14 protein-coding genes and 1 pseudogene are annotated in these 17,848 nt (G+C 52.2%); 12 read left to right on the top strand and 3 right to left on the bottom strand.

All coding sequences use genetic code 11. The features are described 5' to 3' along the window. Nucleotides 1-231: 231 nt before the first annotated feature. From PsW74_RS07895 to PsW74_RS07880, 4 genes are all read left to right on the top strand, one after another. Nucleotides 232-1,503 (top strand): Zn-dependent hydrolase, encoded by a 1,272-nt coding sequence (locus PsW74_RS07895; RefSeq protein WP_063288493.1) that lies wholly within the window; start codon nucleotides 232-234, stop codon nucleotides 1,501-1,503. A 32-nt stretch (nucleotides 1,504-1,535) separates the two neighbouring features. After that, complete coding sequence (gene hydA, locus PsW74_RS07890) at nucleotides 1,536-2,990, top strand: dihydropyrimidinase (protein ID WP_057465314.1); 1,455 nt, start codon at nucleotides 1,536-1,538, stop codon at nucleotides 2,988-2,990. A 212-nt stretch (nucleotides 2,991-3,202) separates the two neighbouring features. Then, nucleotides 3,203-4,702: an NCS1 family nucleobase:cation symporter-1 gene (locus tag PsW74_RS07885; RefSeq protein WP_063288494.1), complete on the top strand. Its 1,500-nt coding sequence runs from the start codon at nucleotides 3,203-3,205 to the stop codon at nucleotides 4,700-4,702. Between the two features lie 79 nt (nucleotides 4,703-4,781). After that, nucleotides 4,782-5,069, top strand: coding sequence for a DUF1330 domain-containing protein (locus tag PsW74_RS07880; RefSeq protein ID WP_008546710.1), 288 nt, complete (start codon nucleotides 4,782-4,784; stop codon nucleotides 5,067-5,069). A 78-nt stretch (nucleotides 5,070-5,147) separates the two neighbouring features. Here PsW74_RS07880 and PsW74_RS07875 read toward each other — a convergent pair whose 3' ends face one another. Together PsW74_RS07875 and PsW74_RS07870 are read right to left on the bottom strand one after the other, a co-directional pair. Continuing rightward, nucleotides 5,148-6,782, bottom strand: a complete 1,635-nt coding sequence (locus PsW74_RS07875; RefSeq protein WP_063288495.1) for an AMP-binding protein — start codon at nucleotides 6,780-6,782, stop codon at nucleotides 5,148-5,150. Nucleotides 6,783-6,841: 59 nt separating this feature from the next. Then, complete coding sequence (locus PsW74_RS07870; RefSeq protein ID WP_063288496.1) at nucleotides 6,842-7,510, bottom strand: TetR/AcrR family transcriptional regulator; 669 nt, start codon at nucleotides 7,508-7,510, stop codon at nucleotides 6,842-6,844. A 133-nt stretch (nucleotides 7,511-7,643) separates the two neighbouring features. On the opposite strand from PsW74_RS07870, the gene dctP reads away from it, so the two are divergent. From dctP to PsW74_RS07840, 6 genes are all read left to right on the top strand, one after another. After that, a complete protein-coding gene (dctP, locus tag PsW74_RS07865; protein WP_063288497.1) occupies nucleotides 7,644-8,642 on the top strand; it encodes a TRAP transporter substrate-binding protein DctP in 999 nt (332 codons plus the stop codon). 57 nt (nucleotides 8,643-8,699) lie between these two features. Next, nucleotides 8,700-9,188 carry a TRAP transporter small permease subunit gene (locus PsW74_RS07860; RefSeq protein ID WP_063288498.1) on the top strand — a complete coding sequence of 163 codons (489 nt, stop codon included), beginning with the start codon at nucleotides 8,700-8,702 and terminating at the stop codon, nucleotides 9,186-9,188. Next, on the top strand, nucleotides 9,185-10,447 hold the full coding sequence (locus tag PsW74_RS07855; protein ID WP_063288499.1) for a TRAP transporter large permease: 1,263 nt from the start codon (nucleotides 9,185-9,187) through the stop codon (nucleotides 10,445-10,447). The genes PsW74_RS07860 and PsW74_RS07855 overlap by 4 nt, the downstream gene beginning before the upstream one ends. 11 nt (nucleotides 10,448-10,458) lie before the next feature. Next, the gene (locus PsW74_RS07850; protein ID WP_063288500.1) at nucleotides 10,459-11,865 is read left to right on the top strand and encodes an amidase; all 1,407 of its coding nucleotides are present in this window, start codon (nucleotides 10,459-10,461) and stop codon (nucleotides 11,863-11,865) included. Nucleotides 11,866-12,086: 221 nt separating this feature from the next. Beyond that, nucleotides 12,087-13,457 carry an alpha-glucosidase/alpha-galactosidase gene (locus tag PsW74_RS07845; protein ID WP_063288501.1) on the top strand — a complete coding sequence of 457 codons (1,371 nt, stop codon included), beginning with the start codon at nucleotides 12,087-12,089 and terminating at the stop codon, nucleotides 13,455-13,457. 117 nt (nucleotides 13,458-13,574) lie between these two features. Next, nucleotides 13,575-14,345 (top strand): SDR family oxidoreductase, encoded by a 771-nt coding sequence (locus PsW74_RS07840; protein WP_063288502.1) that lies wholly within the window; start codon nucleotides 13,575-13,577, stop codon nucleotides 14,343-14,345. A gap of 29 nt (nucleotides 14,346-14,374) precedes the next feature. On the opposite strand, the gene PsW74_RS07835 is transcribed toward PsW74_RS07840, so the two are convergent. After that, the gene (locus PsW74_RS07835) at nucleotides 14,375-15,262 is read right to left on the bottom strand and encodes a helix-turn-helix domain-containing protein (RefSeq protein ID WP_208986647.1); all 888 of its coding nucleotides are present in this window, start codon (nucleotides 15,260-15,262) and stop codon (nucleotides 14,375-14,377) included. A 221-nt stretch (nucleotides 15,263-15,483) separates the two neighbouring features. On the opposite strand from PsW74_RS07835, the gene PsW74_RS07830 reads away from it, so the two are divergent. Continuing rightward, nucleotides 15,484-17,508 carry an ABC transporter substrate-binding protein gene (locus PsW74_RS07830; protein ID WP_082830512.1) on the top strand — a complete coding sequence of 675 codons (2,025 nt, stop codon included), beginning with the start codon at nucleotides 15,484-15,486 and terminating at the stop codon, nucleotides 17,506-17,508. 80 nt (nucleotides 17,509-17,588) lie between these two features. After that, a pseudogene (locus PsW74_RS29625) lies at nucleotides 17,589-17,848 on the top strand (ABC transporter permease); the annotation flags it as partial.

Genomic DNA, 17,848 nt, shown 5'->3' with positions numbered 1-17,848 from the left:
ATTGAATTTTTGACATATTTTGCCTGCAGCCTGTTTATGTGCGGTTGCAATCCGTCCGTCCTGTCAAAAAAAGAGATACAGCTTGAATCCTGCGAAAGTCCTCATCGGTTTTATCAGTTTTATACTCCTTCGGGAGACCAGATAACTATGGCGAGCCCGTTGCGTTTTTAAAGAATAGAGCGCGGGTAAGTTGAATAAAACGACGTTGTAAAAGCGTTATCGGAGAGACTTATGAGTAAACTTGGCTCAAATCATCGTATTAATGGTGACAGACTGTGGCGTAGCCTTATGGATTTGGCCCAAATCGGACCCGGTGTTCGTGGCGGCAACAACAGGCAAACGCTTACAGACGAAGATGCCGAGGGCCGCAAGCTTTTCACCAGCTGGTGTAAGGCTGAAGGCATGTCAATGCACATCGATACCATGGGCAACATGTTTGCCCGGCTGGAAGGGGAAGATCCGAGCCTTGACCCGATCATGATCGGCTCTCATCTGGATACGCAGCCAACTGGTGGCAAGTATGATGGTGTGCTTGGTGTACTTGCAGGTCTGGAAGTAATCCGTTCCATTCGTGAGCGTGGCATCAAAACCAAACGCCCAATTGAAGTCGTCAACTGGACCAACGAAGAAGGCACCCGCTTTGCTCCAGCAATGCTGGCTTCTGGCGTGTTTGCTGGCATGCACACGCAGGATTGGGCCTATGACCGCGAAGACGCAGAAGGCAAGAAGTTTGGCGATGAACTGAAGCGCATCGGCTATGTAGGTGAGGAACCGGTAGGCGCCCGCAAACTCCACGCCATGTTTGAACTCCACATTGAGCAGGGACCAATCCTTGAAATTGAGGAAAAGGACATCGGTGTTGTCACCCACGGGCAGGGCCTCTGGTGGCTGCAGGTCACCCTCACAGGGAAAGATAGCCACACCGGCTCAACCCCAATGCCTATGCGCAAAAACGCAGGTCTCGGCATGGCGCGCATCACAGAGCTGGTGCACCAGATTGCAATGGAGAACCAGCCGGAAGCCGTTGGCGCCATTGGACATTGCGACGTCTATCCAAATAGCCGCAACGTGATTCCGGGTAAAACCGTCTTCACCATCGATTTCCGCTCCCCGCATCAGGACGTTCTGGATGGCATGAAAGCTAAACTGGAAGCTGAAGCACCGAAAATCGCAGAAGAACTTGGTCTGGGCATTGAAATCGAAGCCGTCGGTCACTTTGATCCGGTCACCTTCGATGAAGGCTGCGTTTCTGCCGTGCGCAATGCAGCAGAACGCCTGAGCTATTCCCATCGCGACATCATTTCCGGCGCAGGCCACGATGCTTGCTGGATCAACCGTGTAGCGCCAACAGCCATGATCATGTGCCCATGCGTGGATGGTTTGAGCCACAACGAAGACGAAGAGATTTCAAGAGAGTGGGCAACCGCAGGTGCTGACGTGCTGTTCCATGCAGTGCTTGAGTACGCGGAAATTGAGCAAGATACCACCGAGCCAGCCGAATAACCCATAGATTTGAAAGAGTTGAGGACTGCAATATGTCTAAAGTTATCAAAGGCGGCACGATTGTAACTGCCGATAGAACCTACAAGTCTGATGTGCTGGTTGACGGTGGCAAGATCATCGAAATCGGTGAGAACCTTTCCGGTGATGAAACGCTGGATGCCACTGGCTGTTATGTCATGCCGGGCGGGATTGACCCGCACGTGCATTTGGAAATGCCGTTCATGGGAACGCATTCTGCAGACAACTTCGAGATCGGAACAAGAGCTGGCCTTGCTGGCGGCACAACTATGGTGGTGGACTTCTGTCTGCCATCCCCCGGCCAGTCCATGATGGAAGCGCTTGCCATCTGGCAGCAGAAGTCCGGCGCAGCATGCTCGGATTACTCCTACCACATGGCTGTTACATGGTGGGGCGAGCAAGTCTTCAATGAGATGCAGGAAGTGGTGGATCGTGGCATCAACACCTTCAAGCACTTCATGGCCTACAAAGGCGCCTTGATGGTGGATGATGACGAAATGTTCGCATCCTTCCAGCGGTGTGCTGCCCTCGGCGCAATGCCACTTGTCCATGCTGAAAACGGTGATGTAGTCGCCACCATGCAGCAAAAACTGTTGGCAGAAGGTAACAACGGCCCGGAAGCGCATGCCTACTCCCGTCCGCCGGAAGTGGAGGGTGAGGCAGCCAACCGTGCAATCATGATTGCGGATATGGCTGGTGTGCCACTCTACATCGTGCATACAAGCTGTGAGCAGGCCCATGAAGCCATTCGCCGCGCCCGTCAAAAAGGCATGCGTGTGTATGGGGAGCCACTCATTCAGCACCTGACACTGGATGACAGTGAGTACGCCAACCCGAATTGGGACCACGCCGCACAGCGCGTCATGTCGCCTCCGTTCCGCAATAAACAGCATCAGGATAGCCTTTGGGCAGGCTTGCAGTCCGGCTCATTGCAGGTGGTCGCAACTGACCACTGCGCCTTCACATTGGAGCAGAAACGCTTTGGTGTTGGCGACTTTACCAAGATCCCGAACGGTACAGGCGGTTTGGAAGATCGCATGCCAATGCTCTGGTCAACCGGTGTGCGCACAGGCCGCCTGACCATGAACGAGTTCGTAGCTGTCACTTCCACCAATATCGCCAAGATCCTGAATATGTATCCTAAAAAAGGTGCAATTCTTGAAGGGGCGGATGCCGACATTGTTGTCTGGGATCCTAACCGCTCAAAAACAATCACTGCTGCAAATCAGCAGTCCTGCGTCGAATACAACGTGTTTGAAGGCAGGGAAGTGGTCGGTCTGCCACGCTTCACACTCACCCGCGGCAAAGTCGCGATTGAGGAAAGCACGGTTAAAACCGAACCAGGTCACGGTGAATTCGTTGGTCGCGAGCCAAATGCTCCGGTCGGCGCCGCTCTGTCCAAGTGGAAGGAAATCACAGCGCCGCGCAAAGTTGAGCGCCGGCCAGAATTGATGCCAGCAGGCGTATAAGCCGACATACAGAGCAAAAGGCGCATCTCCGAAAAGAGGGCACTGGCTTTCGTAACAAGATGCGCTCGAAAGCAACAATTTAGAGCATGTCGCGGAGCTGAAAAGCACTGCGATATGCCATCAGGTCCGCGTGGGGTACGCGGGCTGGTCATTAAACGCAGTAGTATTTTTAGAGGGGATCTGCTGCTTTTAATCTGAGGGGGAATTACTCGATGTCGGATTCAACTCTAGGCTCAACCGGGAATGTCGTCCCGGACGAGTTTGGTATTATCCATCAGGAACTCGTCGGAATCGACGGTGATCTTTACAACGAAGATCAGCTGCCAACCGCTGCAGTGGCTCGTACATGGAACTGGGTTTCCATCTCCGCGCTCTGGGTCGGTATGGTGGTCTGTATCCCAACGTATCTGCTCGCGTCCTATCTGATTGGCGCAGGCATGAGTTGGGATCAGGCGGTCATGACGATCCTGCTTGCCAACGCAATTGTTCTCATTCCAATGGTTCTGATCGGCCATGCAGGCACCAAGTACGGTATTCCGTTCCCGGTTCTGCTGCGCTCGTCCTTCGGTCCAGCTGGTGCAAAATTTCCAGCAGTCGCCCGTGGTATCGTGGCTTGTGGCTGGTTCGGTATTCAGACATGGGTTGGTGGTTCTGCGATCTACGTGATCCTGAACACGCTCATGAGTGGAGCGCTGGCAGGTGACCCGCTTCCAATTCTGGGCATCAATGCAGGCCAGTTTGCCTGCTTCATGGCGTTTTGGGCACTGCACCTGTACTTCATCAAAAACGGTACAGAATCCATCCGTTGGCTGGAAACTTATGCAGCACCATTTTTGCTCGCAATGGGTTTGGCACTGCTGGCATGGGCTTATGTCAATGCAGGTGGGTTCGGCGCAATGCTTTCCACTCCAAGCCAGTTTGCTGAAGGTCAGCCTAAAGAAGGCCAGTTCTGGTCCGTCTTCTGGCCAAGCCTCACAGGCATGGTTGGCTTCTGGGCAACCCTTGCACTGAACATTCCTGACTTTACGCGCTATGCAAAAAGCCAGAAAGACCAGTTCATGGGGCAGGCTGTTGGCCTTCCAATCCCAATGGCGCTGTTTGCGTTCATCGCCTCTGCGGTGACCTCCGCAACTGTGGTGATCTTCGGTGAACCAATCTGGGATCCAATTGTATTGGCTGAGAAAATGGGCGGCATGAGCATTATCATCGCTCTGTTCGCACTCATCGTTGCAACACTCACCACCAACCTGGCGGCAAACGTTGTGGCTCCGGCACACGGGTTCTCCAACCTGGCGCCGAAATCCATCAACCTGCGCACCGGCGGTTACATCACAGCGGCTATTGGCCTTGTGATGTTCCCATGGATCCTCGTGAACCACATCATCGGTTGGTTGATTGCATACTCAGCGCTGCTGGGTCCGATTGCAGGAATTATGCTGGCAGACTACTACCTGCTGCGCAAAACCAAGCTCAACGTGGAAGATCTGTTCAAGCACAACGGCATCTATTCTGGCTCAAACGGCTGGAACTGGGCGGGCGTGCTCGCGCTGATCATCGGTATCCTGCCAAACCTTCCAGGCTTCTTGGCAGGCGTAGGTCTTTCCGGTCCAGCCTCACCACTGTTCGCAACCATCTACACCTATGCATGGTTCGTTGGTCTGTTCGTGGCAGGTATCGCCTACCTAATTCTGGCGAAAATCCTGAACAAGTAACAGGCAAACACACACTAAATAACGAGAAGAAGGGGCGGCGTATCATGCGCCGCTTCTTCCTGTTTCAAAGGAAGAGAAAATGCCAAAAGCCTATTGGGTCGCTCACGTAACAGTCACAGATCCTGAACCTTACAAGCTCTACGCAGACGGAGCTTCTGCTGCATTCAAAAAGTACAACGCCAACGTTCTGGCCCGCGGCGGCAAGTTTGAGGATCTGGAAGGCACAAACCATCCCCGCAACGTGGTGATCGAGTTCGCCGACATGGAAACCGCGATGGCGTGCTACAACAGCGAAGAGTATCAGGCGGCCAAGAAACACCGCGAGAACGCGGGCATTGCCAACATCATCATCGTGGAAGGCGCCTAACGCGCATCTGCATCGGATGAAACGAAAAAAGCCGCAGCGATCAAACTGCGGCTCTTTTTATGTCTTCTGGTGAAAAACTTATTTCTCTCGCAATTCCCGGCGCAAGATCTTACCCACGGTAGACTTTGGAAGCTCTTCCAGAAACTCCACGTATTTCGGCACCTTATAAGCCGCCATCGCGTTATGGCAGTAATCCTGCACAGCTTCTGGCGTAACGTCCTCGTTGTTGCGCACAACAAACGCTTTCACCGCCTCGCCAGTCCGCTCGTCAGAGGTACCTGCAACAGCCACTTCAACCACACCCTTGATCTCAGCTATCACAGCCTCAACCTCTGCAGGATAAACGTTGAAGCCAGACACAAGCACCATGTCTTTCTTGCGGTCGACAATCTTGAAGTTGTTGCGCTTGTCCATGATCGCAATGTCACCGGTACGGAAGAACCCGTCCGGCGTCATCACCGCAGCAGTTGCCTCAGGCTTGCGCCAGTATCCCTGCATAATCTGCGGCCCGCGTGCACAAAGCTCACCCGGCTGGCCAAGCGGAACTTCATTGTCCTCCGCATCCAGCAGCTTGATCTCTGTCTTTGGCATGGACTGGCCAACGGTCTCGGTAAACTCGGTGCTATCAAACGGGTTCACAGAAAGGATCGGCGAGGTCTCACTCAGGCCATACCCTTCAATGATGTGGTGACCGGTAACCTGTTTCCACTTATCCGAAATTGCCCGCTGAATGGCTGACCCGCCGCCCATGGCAAATTTGTAGTTGCTGAAGTCCAGCTCATCAAAGCCCGGGGTATGCAGCAGGCCATTGAAAAGCGTGTTCACCCCGGTGATCACGCTGAACTTCCACTTCTTGAGTTCTTCAACAAACCCCGGCATATCGCGTGGATTGGTGATCAGCACGTTGCGGGATCCCAGCCAGTAAAATGACACGCAATTCACCATCAACGCGAAGATATGATAGAGCGGCAGCGCCGTAATCACGATCTCCTCACCAGCCCGCATAAACCCGTCTGTCGCCGCATCAAACTGTGCGATATTGGCAACCAGATTGCCATGGCTCAGCGCAGCGCCTTTGGAAAGGCCAGTGGTGCCGCCCGTATACTGCAGGTAAATCAGGTCACTCGGATTAATCTGCGGCGGCGTAAAGTCCAGTTGCTCACCTTTTTCAAGAACATCTGAGACTGTCAGGCGGTCTGCAAACATCTCGTGTGGAGGCGGTGAGGGCATGTCCACACCAGACGCATCACCTACATTGGCAATCACCACATTTTTGATTGGTGTATCCGCAACAACCTCTGCAAGCGTCGGGCTGGAGCCCGAGAAAATAAAGATCGTATCCGTGTCCGCATCGTTGAGCTGATGCTTCAATTCGCGCGGTGTGTACATAGGGTTGACGTTCACCTGCACCAGTCCGGCGCGCAATATGCCGAACATGAGAACCGGAAACGCCAGAATATTTGGCAGCATAATGGCGACACGGTCGCCTTTCTTCAGGCCCAGCTCGTTCTGCAAATAGGCAGCAACTGCGCGAGACTTCTCATCAACGTCTTTAAATGTAAGTGACTGGCCAAAATTGGTGAAGGCGACATTGTCTGCAAATCGGCCATTGGCCTCTTCAAATATCTCGATCACAGACCTGTAACCGTTCACATCAATTGGCTTGGTGAATACAGTAGGTGTCCAGGTTGGAGCACTAAGTGTATCAGTCATAATTCCTCCCAAAATTAAAACCTATACGCGTATATTAGAATATTCTTTCAGCTTACGCTTTAGGAATATCGTTCATCATTCAATATCTTATGGATTTTTTCTTTTTCCTCTTCAAAATACCGAGGAGGAGCAAGGCCAAGTGAGCCCATAGCTGCCATGAAAAGCATATCAACCATTGCCTGCGACCCAAAACGGGCAGGGCCGGCATTGCGAATGGCCTGATTGGCGGTGAACCCGGTAATGAGCTGAACCGTCTGACGCACCTGCATCTCCCAGTCCTCAAATGGAATCTGGTCCTTATAAGGGGCGCTGAGTTCAAGAATACGCTCTGCTGTCATGATGGTCAGCTGCTGAAAGCGCTTCCAGGTCTCAGGCTCCTTTGCTGAGATCTCATGAGCGGCGCGATACAGGCCAACATTCTCCTGCAGCAGCTTGTGGTTCAGAGCTGTCACAAAGTAGATAGTACTCTCAAGCGAACCGAGGGGATCCTGCAGATCCTGAATAAGGCGTTGAGCATGCTCCTCGTAAATCTCAAAAAGGCGCTCGAACAACATTTCCTTGTTCTTGAAGCGAAAGTAGAAATTACCCGTAGACGAACCCGCAAGTTGAACAATGTCTGAAACCCGCGCCCGCGCTACACCCTCTTTGGCAAAAATCGTTTTTGCAGCTTGCAGGAAATTCTGCTCCGCCTCATAGCCTCGTTTTTGTTTTGGCTTATAAGATTTCATTTTACACTCAAACTAGACGATAAGTTCTGTTTTTGATAATGATAATTGTGTTGCCAAACTATAACATCTCTTGGCTTGGGGCCACTGATAATAGCAGAATGCATGTGTGATTTGGGAACATATTGGGGGGACTATGAAATTACGCGAATTATTGCTGGGGGTGGCCTTTTCATTCACTGCATTTGTGGGCGTGGCACAGGCTGCCAAAGAGCTTAAAATTGCAACCAGTGCGCCTTTAGGTACCCCATGGGTCAACCATGTGGAAGCCATTGCGAGCAAAATTACCTCCAACTCAGACGGGGCAATAAGCGCGAAATTATTTCATGCAGGTCAACTCGGTACTGAACCGGTTATGGTCCAAAAAGCCATTCGCGGACGGATAGATATTCTCGGCAGCTCCATGACGGCGTTCTCTACGGTTGTTCCGGAAATGGCTCTCATGGGTGTTCCGTTCCTGTGGGACAGCTATGCGCAAATTGATTGCGCAATGGACAAACACCTGACGCCTGTTTTTGAACCACTCTTTGAAAAAAAGGGTTTCAAGTTCCTGCAATGGAATGAGTTGGGCTGGATTCATACCTTCGGCAAAAAACCATTTCTGGCTCCTGGTGATGTGAAAGGCGTGAAAGTGCGTGCAGCACCTGCCAAATACTCGGTCAACTTCTGGCAGGGTATGGGCGCAAACGGTGTCGTTCTGCCACTTGCCGAAACGCCGTCTGCACTGCAAACCGGCATGGTGGAAGGCGGAACACTGCCAGCCATGACCTACGTGGCCATGGGCATGGGCAAGATGGCTCCCCATCTCACGCTCTCCGCGCACCTTCACCAGTCCGGAGCACTGGTCATGAGCATGCGCACTTGGAAAAAGTTGAGTAAGAACGAACAGGACAGCATCACAAACGCTCTGGTGCCTGTCCAGGGTCTTCGAGATGAAGTCCGCTCCATGGCAAAGGACATGCTCGCAGGTTTTCAGGAAAAGGGCGGGCACGTCCATAAGCTTTCAGTGGAGCAACGCGAAGAATGGAAAGCAGCCGTCCTGCCATTGCGTGAGCAACTGGTGAGCTCAATCGGCGGGCAGGCACAAGAAGTCTGGCCTAAGATTCTAGAGGCAAAGAAAGCCTGTGTGCTTTGATCCCATGACACCTGAAAGGAAGAGCCCACTACATTTTGAGGGCTCTTTTCAATTTGCATGAAGCGATTTTTCCAGCTGCTGTACCGATTTGAAGCGACACTTGCTGCTCTGGCCTACATCATCGTGGTGTTAGCCATGCTAGCGGATGTCGTTGCACGAGAGTTTTTTGATCTCTCATTGATGCACAGCAGCAAGATCGCGCTGTTTGCAGCCATTTTTGCTGGCATGCTGGGCCTTGGCCTTGCAACATCCACCGGCAACCACATCCGCCCCAAGATCACTGACCAGGTGCTGCCGGCAACATGGCAAAACCTTCTGCAGCGACTGGGAAACGTTTTGAGCGGGGCGCTCTTCCTACTCGCGGGCTATGTCTCGTTCGGGCTCGTGCAGTCCTCCTATGAAATTGGGTTCCTGGTGCCCGTGGTGGATTGGCCGCTCTGGTGGTTCCAGTCCATCATGCCCTACGCCTTCTGCTCCAATGCCCTCAGATATTTCGGCTTTGCGCTGTCGCCCTCTTTGAAGCCAGAAGAGGCAGACGCAGCATGACTTATGCGCTCCTCCTCACACTCGCTGTTCTGGTGATGCTGATCTTGCGGCAGAACCTCATTGTAATCTTGATGGTGCTCGGCGGGGCAGTACAGCTTCTGTATAGCGATGGTGAGCTGATGTTCATGGCGGAGGACTTTTGGGCCGCGCTGGATCGCGAAGCGCTTCTGTCCATTCCCGTATTCTTGCTCTGCGGCTCCATCATGAGCCGCGGTGCCATTGCAGAGCGGCTCGTCACAGTCCTCAAAGCATTGACTGGGTCTTTGTCAGGAGGTCTCGGCGTAGCAACAATCCTCTCCTGCGCTTTCTTTGCTGCAATCTCGGGCTCCTCCATGGTAACGCTGCTGGCGGTTGGGTCTGTGCTGTACCCGGCACTGCGAGAGCAGGGGTACTCCACCAGTTATTCTCTGGGTGCGCTATCGAGTGCAGGAACACTCGGTGTTGTCATCCCGCCCAGCATTCCCATGATCATCTACGGTCTGGTCACAGAAACCTCGATCACTGACATGTTTCTGGCGGGCGTCATTCCAGGGCTTTTGCTTACCATCGCTTTGGCGATCTATTCAGCCTGGGCCAACAGAACGATCCCGCGCACAGGCTTTGACGTGAGCGCAGCTGGCAGTGCAATCACCAACGGAATTTGGTCCCTGCTCATGCCAGTCATTCTGCTTGGGGGCATCTACTCTGGATACTTCACAGCCACAGAAAGTGCTGCCATCGCCTTGGCCTATGCGCTCGTTGTCGAGCTGTTCATTTATAAAGAGCTCACACTGGCCCAGCTCTGGGATGCTGTCATTCACACAACCCAGATGCTCGGCGGCCTGCTCCCAATTCTTGCGATCGCCGCAACTTTGAACATGGTGCTGACCACAGAGCAAGTTCCAAGCCTGGTGGCACAATGGTTGTCCTCGCACGTCGAAGAAAAATGGATGTTCCTGATCGGCCTCAACATCCTTCTGCTGATGGTTGGGTTCTTTATGGAGATCATCTCTGCCCTGCTGATTATGGCGCCCATTCTGCTCCCAGTGGCAACAATCTACGGCATCAATCCAGTGCATCTTGGCGTGATCATGATCATCAATCTGGAGATTGGCCTGCTGACACCACCTGTCGGCATCAATCTTGTGGTTGCGTCCCAGGCGTTCAGGGAAAGCTTCTGGACTGTCACAAGGTCAGTCATTCCATTTGTCCTGATCATGCTCTGCGTGCTGCTGCTTGTCACCTTCCTGCCTGATCTCTCACTCTTTTTTGTAAGCTGAGGAACCCGTAAATGATTGAAAACATCTTCAAAATGACGGCAATCGAAGTTTCTCAAGCAATCAGTGACAGGCAGATCACATGCCGTGAGGTGATAGAGCAGCATCTGACGCGCATTGATGAAACCGCGCATCTGAATGCCGTCACCACCCGCTTTGATGATCAGGCCCGTCAGGCAGCAGAGCAGGCAGACCAGGCGGTGCAGCGCGGTGAGCCGTTAGGTCCACTCCACGGCATCCCCGTCACCATCAAAGAAAACATCGATCAGGTCGGCGCATCCACAAACAACGGTATGAAAGCATTTGCTGGCTTGATTGCTAAGCAGGATGCTCCCCTTGTCCAGAGATTGAAACGGGTAGGGGCCATTCCGATTGGGCGCACAAACACACCAGAAATGTCATGGCGCTTTCATACGGACAACACTTTGTTCGGCCAGACCCTCAATCCGTGGAATGCGTCCCGAACACCGGGCGGTTCAAGCGGTGGAGCAGGGAGCTCACTGGCAGCTGGCGTTGGATACATCGCCCATGGGTCCGACCTCAGTGGTTCCATACGCCTGCCAGCCTTTTGCTGCGGTGTGCTCGGCTTGCGCCCCTCTCATGGGCGCATACCGTTTTATAATGCCACCGGAGCTGCAGAACGCTCAATCACCATCCAGCTGTCCTCAGCACAAGGACCACTCGCACGCTCGCTTAATGAGCTCAAACTCGCTTACGATGTGATGAAAGGCTATTCCGATCTGGATACATGGTCACTACCAGATATGAATGAGGATAAGATCTTCCCAAACAGGGTCGCACTCATCACACCACCGGATGCTGACCCGAAAATCAATGAAGCTCTGAGGCAAGCAGGCGAGGTACTGGCGCAGCAGGGATACAAGGTGGATAACACCAGCATTGATTTTATCGAAGAAGCCTACACACACTACACATCGCTTTTGATCACGGAAGTCGCACTCCAGAAGGAGAGCGTGATCGACCGTTTTGGCTCAGAGCAACTACAGGCAATATTTGAGTACTACACGCAATTGGTACCGCCCATGGACTATCACAGCTATGCGCAGGCTTTGGCCGCAAGATCGCACTACCATCGCCTGATTGACCAATTTCAACGCAAATATCCCGTAATCCTTTCACCCGTTTGCACAAAAAACGCATTCGAGGCAGGTGCGGATATCAAATCCGTTGAGAGTCTTAAAGAGATAGTAAAAACAAACGCCTACCTCGGCTCTGTAAACTTTTTTGACCTTCCGGCCATGAGTATCCCCACTCATGATACCCAGGACGGTATTCCAATCGGTATCCAGCTCATCGGCCCGCGTTACGGCGAAGAACACCTCTTCAAAACGGCTAAGATTTTGGAGAATAACGGGTTTATCTCTTCTCGGCTTGCAACGGCCACAGAGGCAATGGCGTAGCCAATACGTGCGGTTTTGGGGTCAATAATACAAAACAGAGCCAGAATTGCCGTGGTTTCCGGAAATTTAGAATAGAAAACAGGAAGAAAAGAGAGGCGCTGATCCATAGTTTTTCATCAAAGGACAGCTCAGAGACGCCCGTCTCAAGGCTTTCCGGTTATCCCCTCAAGAACTATGCAATCTGAAGTGCTGGCGAGTTCTTCAGAAAATGGGAGAAAAGCATGGCCCGAAACCCCAAAATCACCTTTATTGGTGCCGGTTCCACCACGTTTATGAAGAACATCATCGGTGATATTCTGCAGCGTTCAGCGCTCTCCGGAGCACATGTCGCTCTGATGGATATCAACGAGGAACGCCTTGGTGAATCGGAGATTGTAGCGCGTAAACTGATTTCGACGCTGGGAGTGAGCGCAACAGTTTCAACGCACACCAATCAGATGGAAGCGCTTGATTCTACTGACTTTGTAGTCGTTGCTTTCCAGATTGGTGGCTTCGAGCCGTGCACGGTCACAGACTTCGAAATTCCCAAGAAATACGGCCTCCGCCAGACCATCGCGGATACCCTCGGCATCGGCGGAATAATGCGCGGCCTGCGCACCGTTCCACACCTCTGGAGCATCTGCGAAGATATACTCAAAGTATGCCCGGATGCGGTCATGCTTCAATACGTGAACCCAATGGCGATCAACACCTGGGCCATCGCGCAAAAGTACCCACAAATCAAACAAGTAGGCCTCTGCCACTCTGTTCAGGGCACTGTCAAAGAGTTGGCCCACGACCTTGATATCGATCCTGCAAAAATCCGCTTTAGATGTGCAGGCATCAATCACATGGCATTCTATCAGTATCTGGAAGAGATCAAGGAAGACGGCACATTCGAGGATCTCACTCCAAGGCTGATTGAAGGCTACCGCGAAGGCCGCTATCCGAAACCATCCACATGGAACCCACGCTGCCAGAATGTGGTTCGTTATGAAATGCTGACCCGTCTTGGCCATTTCGTAACAGAGAGCTCAGAGCATTTTGCTGAGTATGTTCCGTGGTTTATCAAACGTGATCGCCCGGACCTGCTCGAGAAGTTCTCCATCCCGCTCGACGAATACCCGGTCCGTTGTGTAGAGCAAATTGAACGCTGGAAGTCTCAGGTGGAAGACTACAAAAATGCAGAGAGCATTGAAGTAGAGCGCAGCCATGAATACGCCTCAACCATCATGAACTCCATCTGGACCGGTGAGCCAGCAGTTATTTACGGCAACGTACAAAACAAAGGCTACATCACCTCACTGCCACAGGATTGCGCGGTAGAAGTGCCGTGTCTTGTGGATCGCAACGGCATCCAGCCGACGCACATTGGAAAATTGCCAGCTCAATTGGCTGCTCTGATGCGTACAAACATTGGCCCTCAGGAGTTGACTGTTGAGGCACTCATGACGGAGAAGCGCGAGCATATCTATCACGCTGCAATGCTTGATCCGCACACCGCTGCGGAGTTGGATCTGGACCAAATCTGGGCCATGGTGGACGAGCTTCTGGAAGCGCATAAAGACTGGTTGCCAGCTTGGACGCAGAAGCAAGTGCTTGAAACTGCATAGCAAGTGCGCTGCCAATTAGAGAATGCGATGACATAAGCGGTTGCCTGAAACGAGGCTGCCGCTTATGTATATTCTGATATATCAAAGATGAGTGCCAAGCACTCCCTGGGGGAATAAATGTCTGGGAACGTCACCTTCCATGATCTGAAGGACGCAAGTGTGTTCATCACCGGCGGCGGAGCAGGGATCGGCGCAAGCCTAACTGATGGCTTCATGCAACAAGGTGCCAAAGTCGCCTTTGTACAGCGCTCTGATGCTTCAGAATTTGCCGAGCAGATGAAGGAAAAACACGGTGTCGCACCTTTGTTCATCAAGTGTGATGTCACCGATGTTGATGCTCTTCAAGCTTCCATCAAACAGGCGGAAAAGGCCCATGGCCCGATTACCGTACTGGTCAACAATGCTGCCAACGACACTCGCCATACCCTTGAAGAATTTACGGTAGATCAATGGGATGCGTCTATGCATGTGAACTTGCGCCCTCATTTCTTTACCGCTCAGGCCGCTGCCGCAGGCATGAAAGCAGCTGGTGGTGGTTCCATTATCAACTTCTCATCCATTTCCTACATGATGGGCAACGCAGGTTATCCGGCTTATGAAGCGTCCAAAGCAGCCATCACTGGTCTGACCAGAGCTTTGGCGCGTGAGCTGGGACCAGACAACATCCGCGTCAACGCTCTGATGCCGGGTTGGGTCCTCACACAGCGACAGAAAGACCTCTGGGCAACGCCGGAAGATCTGAAAGCCCATCTGGGCCGTCAGTGTTTGAAGGAGCATCTCGAACCGGACGATATCATTGATGCAACACTGTTTTTGGCATCCAAAGCCAGCCGGATGATGACCAGCCAAGCCCTTGTCATTGATGGCGGTGTTGTCGTGACAGGCTAAAGGGAAAGTAGCGGGTAGGCAGCTGCCCGCTATATCTTGCCAATGTTTCTTGCCTTTTTGCGAAACGCAGCTGGAGAAGTGCTGAAGTGGTTTTGGAACGCCTCATAAAAGCTCGAAAGAGACCTGAACCCGGCATCCATAGCGATGGACAAGATCTTCATCTCAGATTCAGCAAGCAACATGCGTGCATGAGAAAGCCGGACCCGCGTCAAATGTTCCTTGATTGGCAGCCCTACAATGCGCTTGAACAAGGTCATTGCATGGCTCGGCGATAAACCAACACAGTCAGCAACATCAGTGACAGAAATGTCCGAGGTATGGTTCTCTGAAATGAACCGCAACATCTCTTCCACATGCAACATGGACTTTCCACGACCAACCACCGTGCTGGACTGACGATAGTCATGATGCAGTGTGTTCCAACCGTCCAGCGCCAGACGCGTAAACCGCGACGAGATTTCACTCAGAACCAGTTTGCGCCAGTTGATGTCATCTCGTTTGAACTCACTTGCCCAATGGCCAAAGCGCACCGCATCAATCGGGCAAGGCGCCTTGTTGCAAATCACATCTCCTGAAATGAGTGCATCAGTGATGCGTGTCGGCAAACCCCACTGTAATATTTGTGCAAAGGAGATGTAGAGATTGACCATATCGCCATCCCCGCGCACCCCAACAACGCCGTGCGGTGCGGCGCCCCAGAAGCAAATCATGTAACCGGGGTGAACAGTCACATGACTTCCTGAGAAGGAATAGTCCATTTCACAGTTGATCAGGAAGTTCACTTCAATAGAAGCGTGGTGATGATAAGGCCTTTTGGAGAATACGTGAGGCTTATGGCGCATAATCAGAAAATTATCTGTCGAGGGTATGACACTCTGATCCAGATATTGGCGATATAAGTCATCGCTAATACTCAATTGTACACCCTCCTCTTGCATCAATATTTGAAAAGCCGAATGAATCGATATTAATACGAGAGTTCGGCTCTCAATATTCTCCCATGTGTATAGTATAGAGAAATACGCAGTTTAAAAGCGTCTACGAAGAAAATCGGAATTTATGAATAGAAAGCCGGAGGAAAAGAGACGGCGCGGGTGGCCATGATGGTGTTGGGAGTAATGAAATGGGGGAGGAATTGATGTCTTCGACAAACCTTGTGTCTAAACTTTGCTTAGCAGCAGGCGTAAGTGCCTGCGCAATCGCGGCAAGTTCAGCACTGGCCGACAAAATGCCGGTTGAGCAGTCCATGTCCACATTGGAATATGATCTGCTGTCTCGCAGTGATTTGTGGACCTATCAGAAACTGAATGGTTATAGCGAAGCCCCGTTCCTGAGTGAACTGGTCAAAGCTGGCAAGTTGCCACCTGTTGGCGAGCGACTGCCAGCAGAGCCGCTGGTTATGTCAACCAAAGCCATGTCTGAGGGTATCGGCGTTTACGGCGGTGTGTTCCGTCATGTTATCGGCGGTCGTCCGGAAGGCTGGAACTGGCTCGCTGGTCAGCATCAGGGCTGGGGCGGCATCAACATGGCCATTCAGGAATGTCTGGTACGCAACGGCCCGCTCTGGCAAGTAAAGGCAGAGGAGCAGTCCGGTCCGCTACCAAACCTAGCTAAAAGCTGGGAGTGGAGCGACGACAAAACCGAACTGACCATGCATCTGGTTGAAGGTATCAAATGGTCCGATGGTGATCCCTTTGATACAGAAGACATCCGCTTCTGGTGGGACGACAACGTTCAAAATGAAAATATTGCATCCCGTCTGCCAAAAGGTGGCCTTGGTGAGGGCACAACGCTGGAGGTGATTGATGCTTACACATTCAAGTTCACTTTCACCAAACCACAAGGCCCGGAAATTCTGAAATCTCTGGCCTATATTCAAGGTTGCCCCGGTCCCTCGCACACACTCAAAGCTAAACATCCAAAATACAACAAGGATGCCAGTTACGAAGACTACCGCAATGCAATGCCTGCGGACGCAGTTCCACCAGTTGTTCTGGGAGGCTGGGTGCCAGTGCGCCACAAGGCAGATGAACTGGTGATCTTGCGCCGTAATCCGTTCTATTGGAAAACCGATGAAGCTGGCAATCAGCTGCCATACCTGAACGAGATGCACTTCAAGTTGTCCACTTGGTCAGACCGCACAACGCAAGCTGTCGCCGGGACTGCTGATTTTTCTAACATGGAAAACCCGGGCAACTTCGTGGAAGCGCTCAAGCAGACATTGTCTGCAGATGCACCGGTTAAAGCCAACTTTGGCCCACGTGTTCTCTCATGGCGTCTGGAACTGAACTTCTCTGAAACAAACGGTGTTCAGGATGAAGTGGACGCTGAACTCCGCAAGTTCTTCCGGCAAAAAGACTTCCGCGTTGCTCTCAGTCATGCGCTTGATCGTCAGGCGATCGGCCAGTCAGTCGCGCGTGGTCCGTTCATGTATCCATACTCCGGTGGCTTCTCCAGCGGATCTCCCTATTACGATTACGACAGCACCGTCTACTACCCGTATGATCTGGCAAAAGCCAACGCCATGCTGGATGCTTTGGGCCTCAAAGACACCGATGGCAACGGCATTCGCAACATGCCAGGCTCAGGGGCTGATCTGGAAATCGACATGATGACAGATCGCAGACAGGTCACTGAGAAAAAACAAGCAGATGCCATCATTCTGATGCTGGCAGAAGCAGGCATTCGTGTGTTGATCCGCAACGTAGATACAATTGATACAGCGTCGAAGAACGGCGACTTCAACATGTTGATACGCCGGAAAGAATGGGCGCTCCCAACTCGTGAAACCTGTTTCCATCTGCCAATCGCAAACAGCTGTCCTGACCGGCACCTTCCTGGTTCAGATGGTACGCGAAACCTGATGGATTTTGAAATCGAGATGGTCGATGCCTATCAGACCATTCTGTCCACCTGGGATGCGGTTGAAGCAGCTGATGCAGCCAAAACCATCCAGCGTCTGTGGACTGAGAATGCCTACACCATTGGCACCGTTCAGGCTCCTGCTGCGCTTCTCGTCAACAAACGCATCAGAAACGCGCATCCGGGCACACCCGTCAACATGTTTGAATGGGCAGAAGATGGTGTTGTGCGCGAGCGCCTCTGGACACCAAAGGATCAGCAGTTGAAAGAACTCCTCCCAGGAACGATCGCTGAATATTAAGGCAGGAAAGGCGGGTCAATTTTGGCCCGTCTTCCAACGCAATAAGCAATAAATGCTCAATAGCTGGGAGGGCTAGATAAATGGGCTTGTTACGCTTTTTAGCGCAACGTGCAGCTGCAACACTGGTCTTGTTGGTCGGGATCTCCATTGTTTCCTTCGCGATCATACAAGCTGTTCCAGGTGACTATGTTGACATGTGGATGGCGACAACAGCCGCCCAAACCGGACAGTCACGTGCAGTTTTGGAACCTCAGGCGGAAATTTTACGCACACAGTTAGGGCTGGATCAGCCCGTTGTCGTGCAATACTGGCGATGGATTGTCGGTATCGTCACCGCTGG

The organism is Pseudovibrio sp. W74, assembly GCF_001623085.1.
Taxonomy (GTDB): Bacteria; Pseudomonadota; Alphaproteobacteria; order Rhizobiales; family Stappiaceae; genus Pseudovibrio.
The sequence above is the reverse complement of the archived record's forward strand: the minus strand, read 5'-3'. Positions and strand labels throughout refer to the sequence as shown.

Bases quoted from the DNA above. Each gene is read 5' to 3' on its own strand.
- PsW74_RS07850 (WP_063288500.1), top strand. From the start codon at position 10,459: ATGATTGAAAACATCTTCAAAATGACGGCAATCGAAGTTTCTCAAGCA.
- PsW74_RS07885 (WP_063288494.1), top strand. From the start codon at position 3,203: ATGTCGGATTCAACTCTAGGCTCAACCGGGAATGTCGTCCCGGACGAG.
- dctP (WP_063288497.1), top strand. From the start codon at position 7,644: ATGAAATTACGCGAATTATTGCTGGGGGTGGCCTTTTCATTCACTGCA.
- PsW74_RS07830 (WP_082830512.1), top strand. From the start codon at position 15,484: ATGTCTTCGACAAACCTTGTGTCTAAACTTTGCTTAGCAGCAGGCGTA.
- PsW74_RS07875 (WP_063288495.1), bottom strand. From the start codon at position 6,782: ATGACTGATACACTTAGTGCTCCAACCTGGACACCTACTGTATTCACC.
- PsW74_RS07895 (WP_063288493.1), top strand. From the start codon at position 232: ATGAGTAAACTTGGCTCAAATCATCGTATTAATGGTGACAGACTGTGG.
- hydA (WP_057465314.1), top strand. From the start codon at position 1,536: ATGTCTAAAGTTATCAAAGGCGGCACGATTGTAACTGCCGATAGAACC.
- PsW74_RS07860 (WP_063288498.1), top strand. From the start codon at position 8,700: ATGAAGCGATTTTTCCAGCTGCTGTACCGATTTGAAGCGACACTTGCT.
- PsW74_RS07840 (WP_063288502.1), top strand. From the start codon at position 13,575: ATGTCTGGGAACGTCACCTTCCATGATCTGAAGGACGCAAGTGTGTTC.
- PsW74_RS07880 (WP_008546710.1), top strand. From the start codon at position 4,782: ATGCCAAAAGCCTATTGGGTCGCTCACGTAACAGTCACAGATCCTGAA.
- PsW74_RS07855 (WP_063288499.1), top strand. From the start codon at position 9,185: ATGACTTATGCGCTCCTCCTCACACTCGCTGTTCTGGTGATGCTGATC.
- PsW74_RS07870 (WP_063288496.1), bottom strand. From the start codon at position 7,510: ATGAAATCTTATAAGCCAAAACAAAAACGAGGCTATGAGGCGGAGCAG.
- PsW74_RS07845 (WP_063288501.1), top strand. From the start codon at position 12,087: ATGGCCCGAAACCCCAAAATCACCTTTATTGGTGCCGGTTCCACCACG.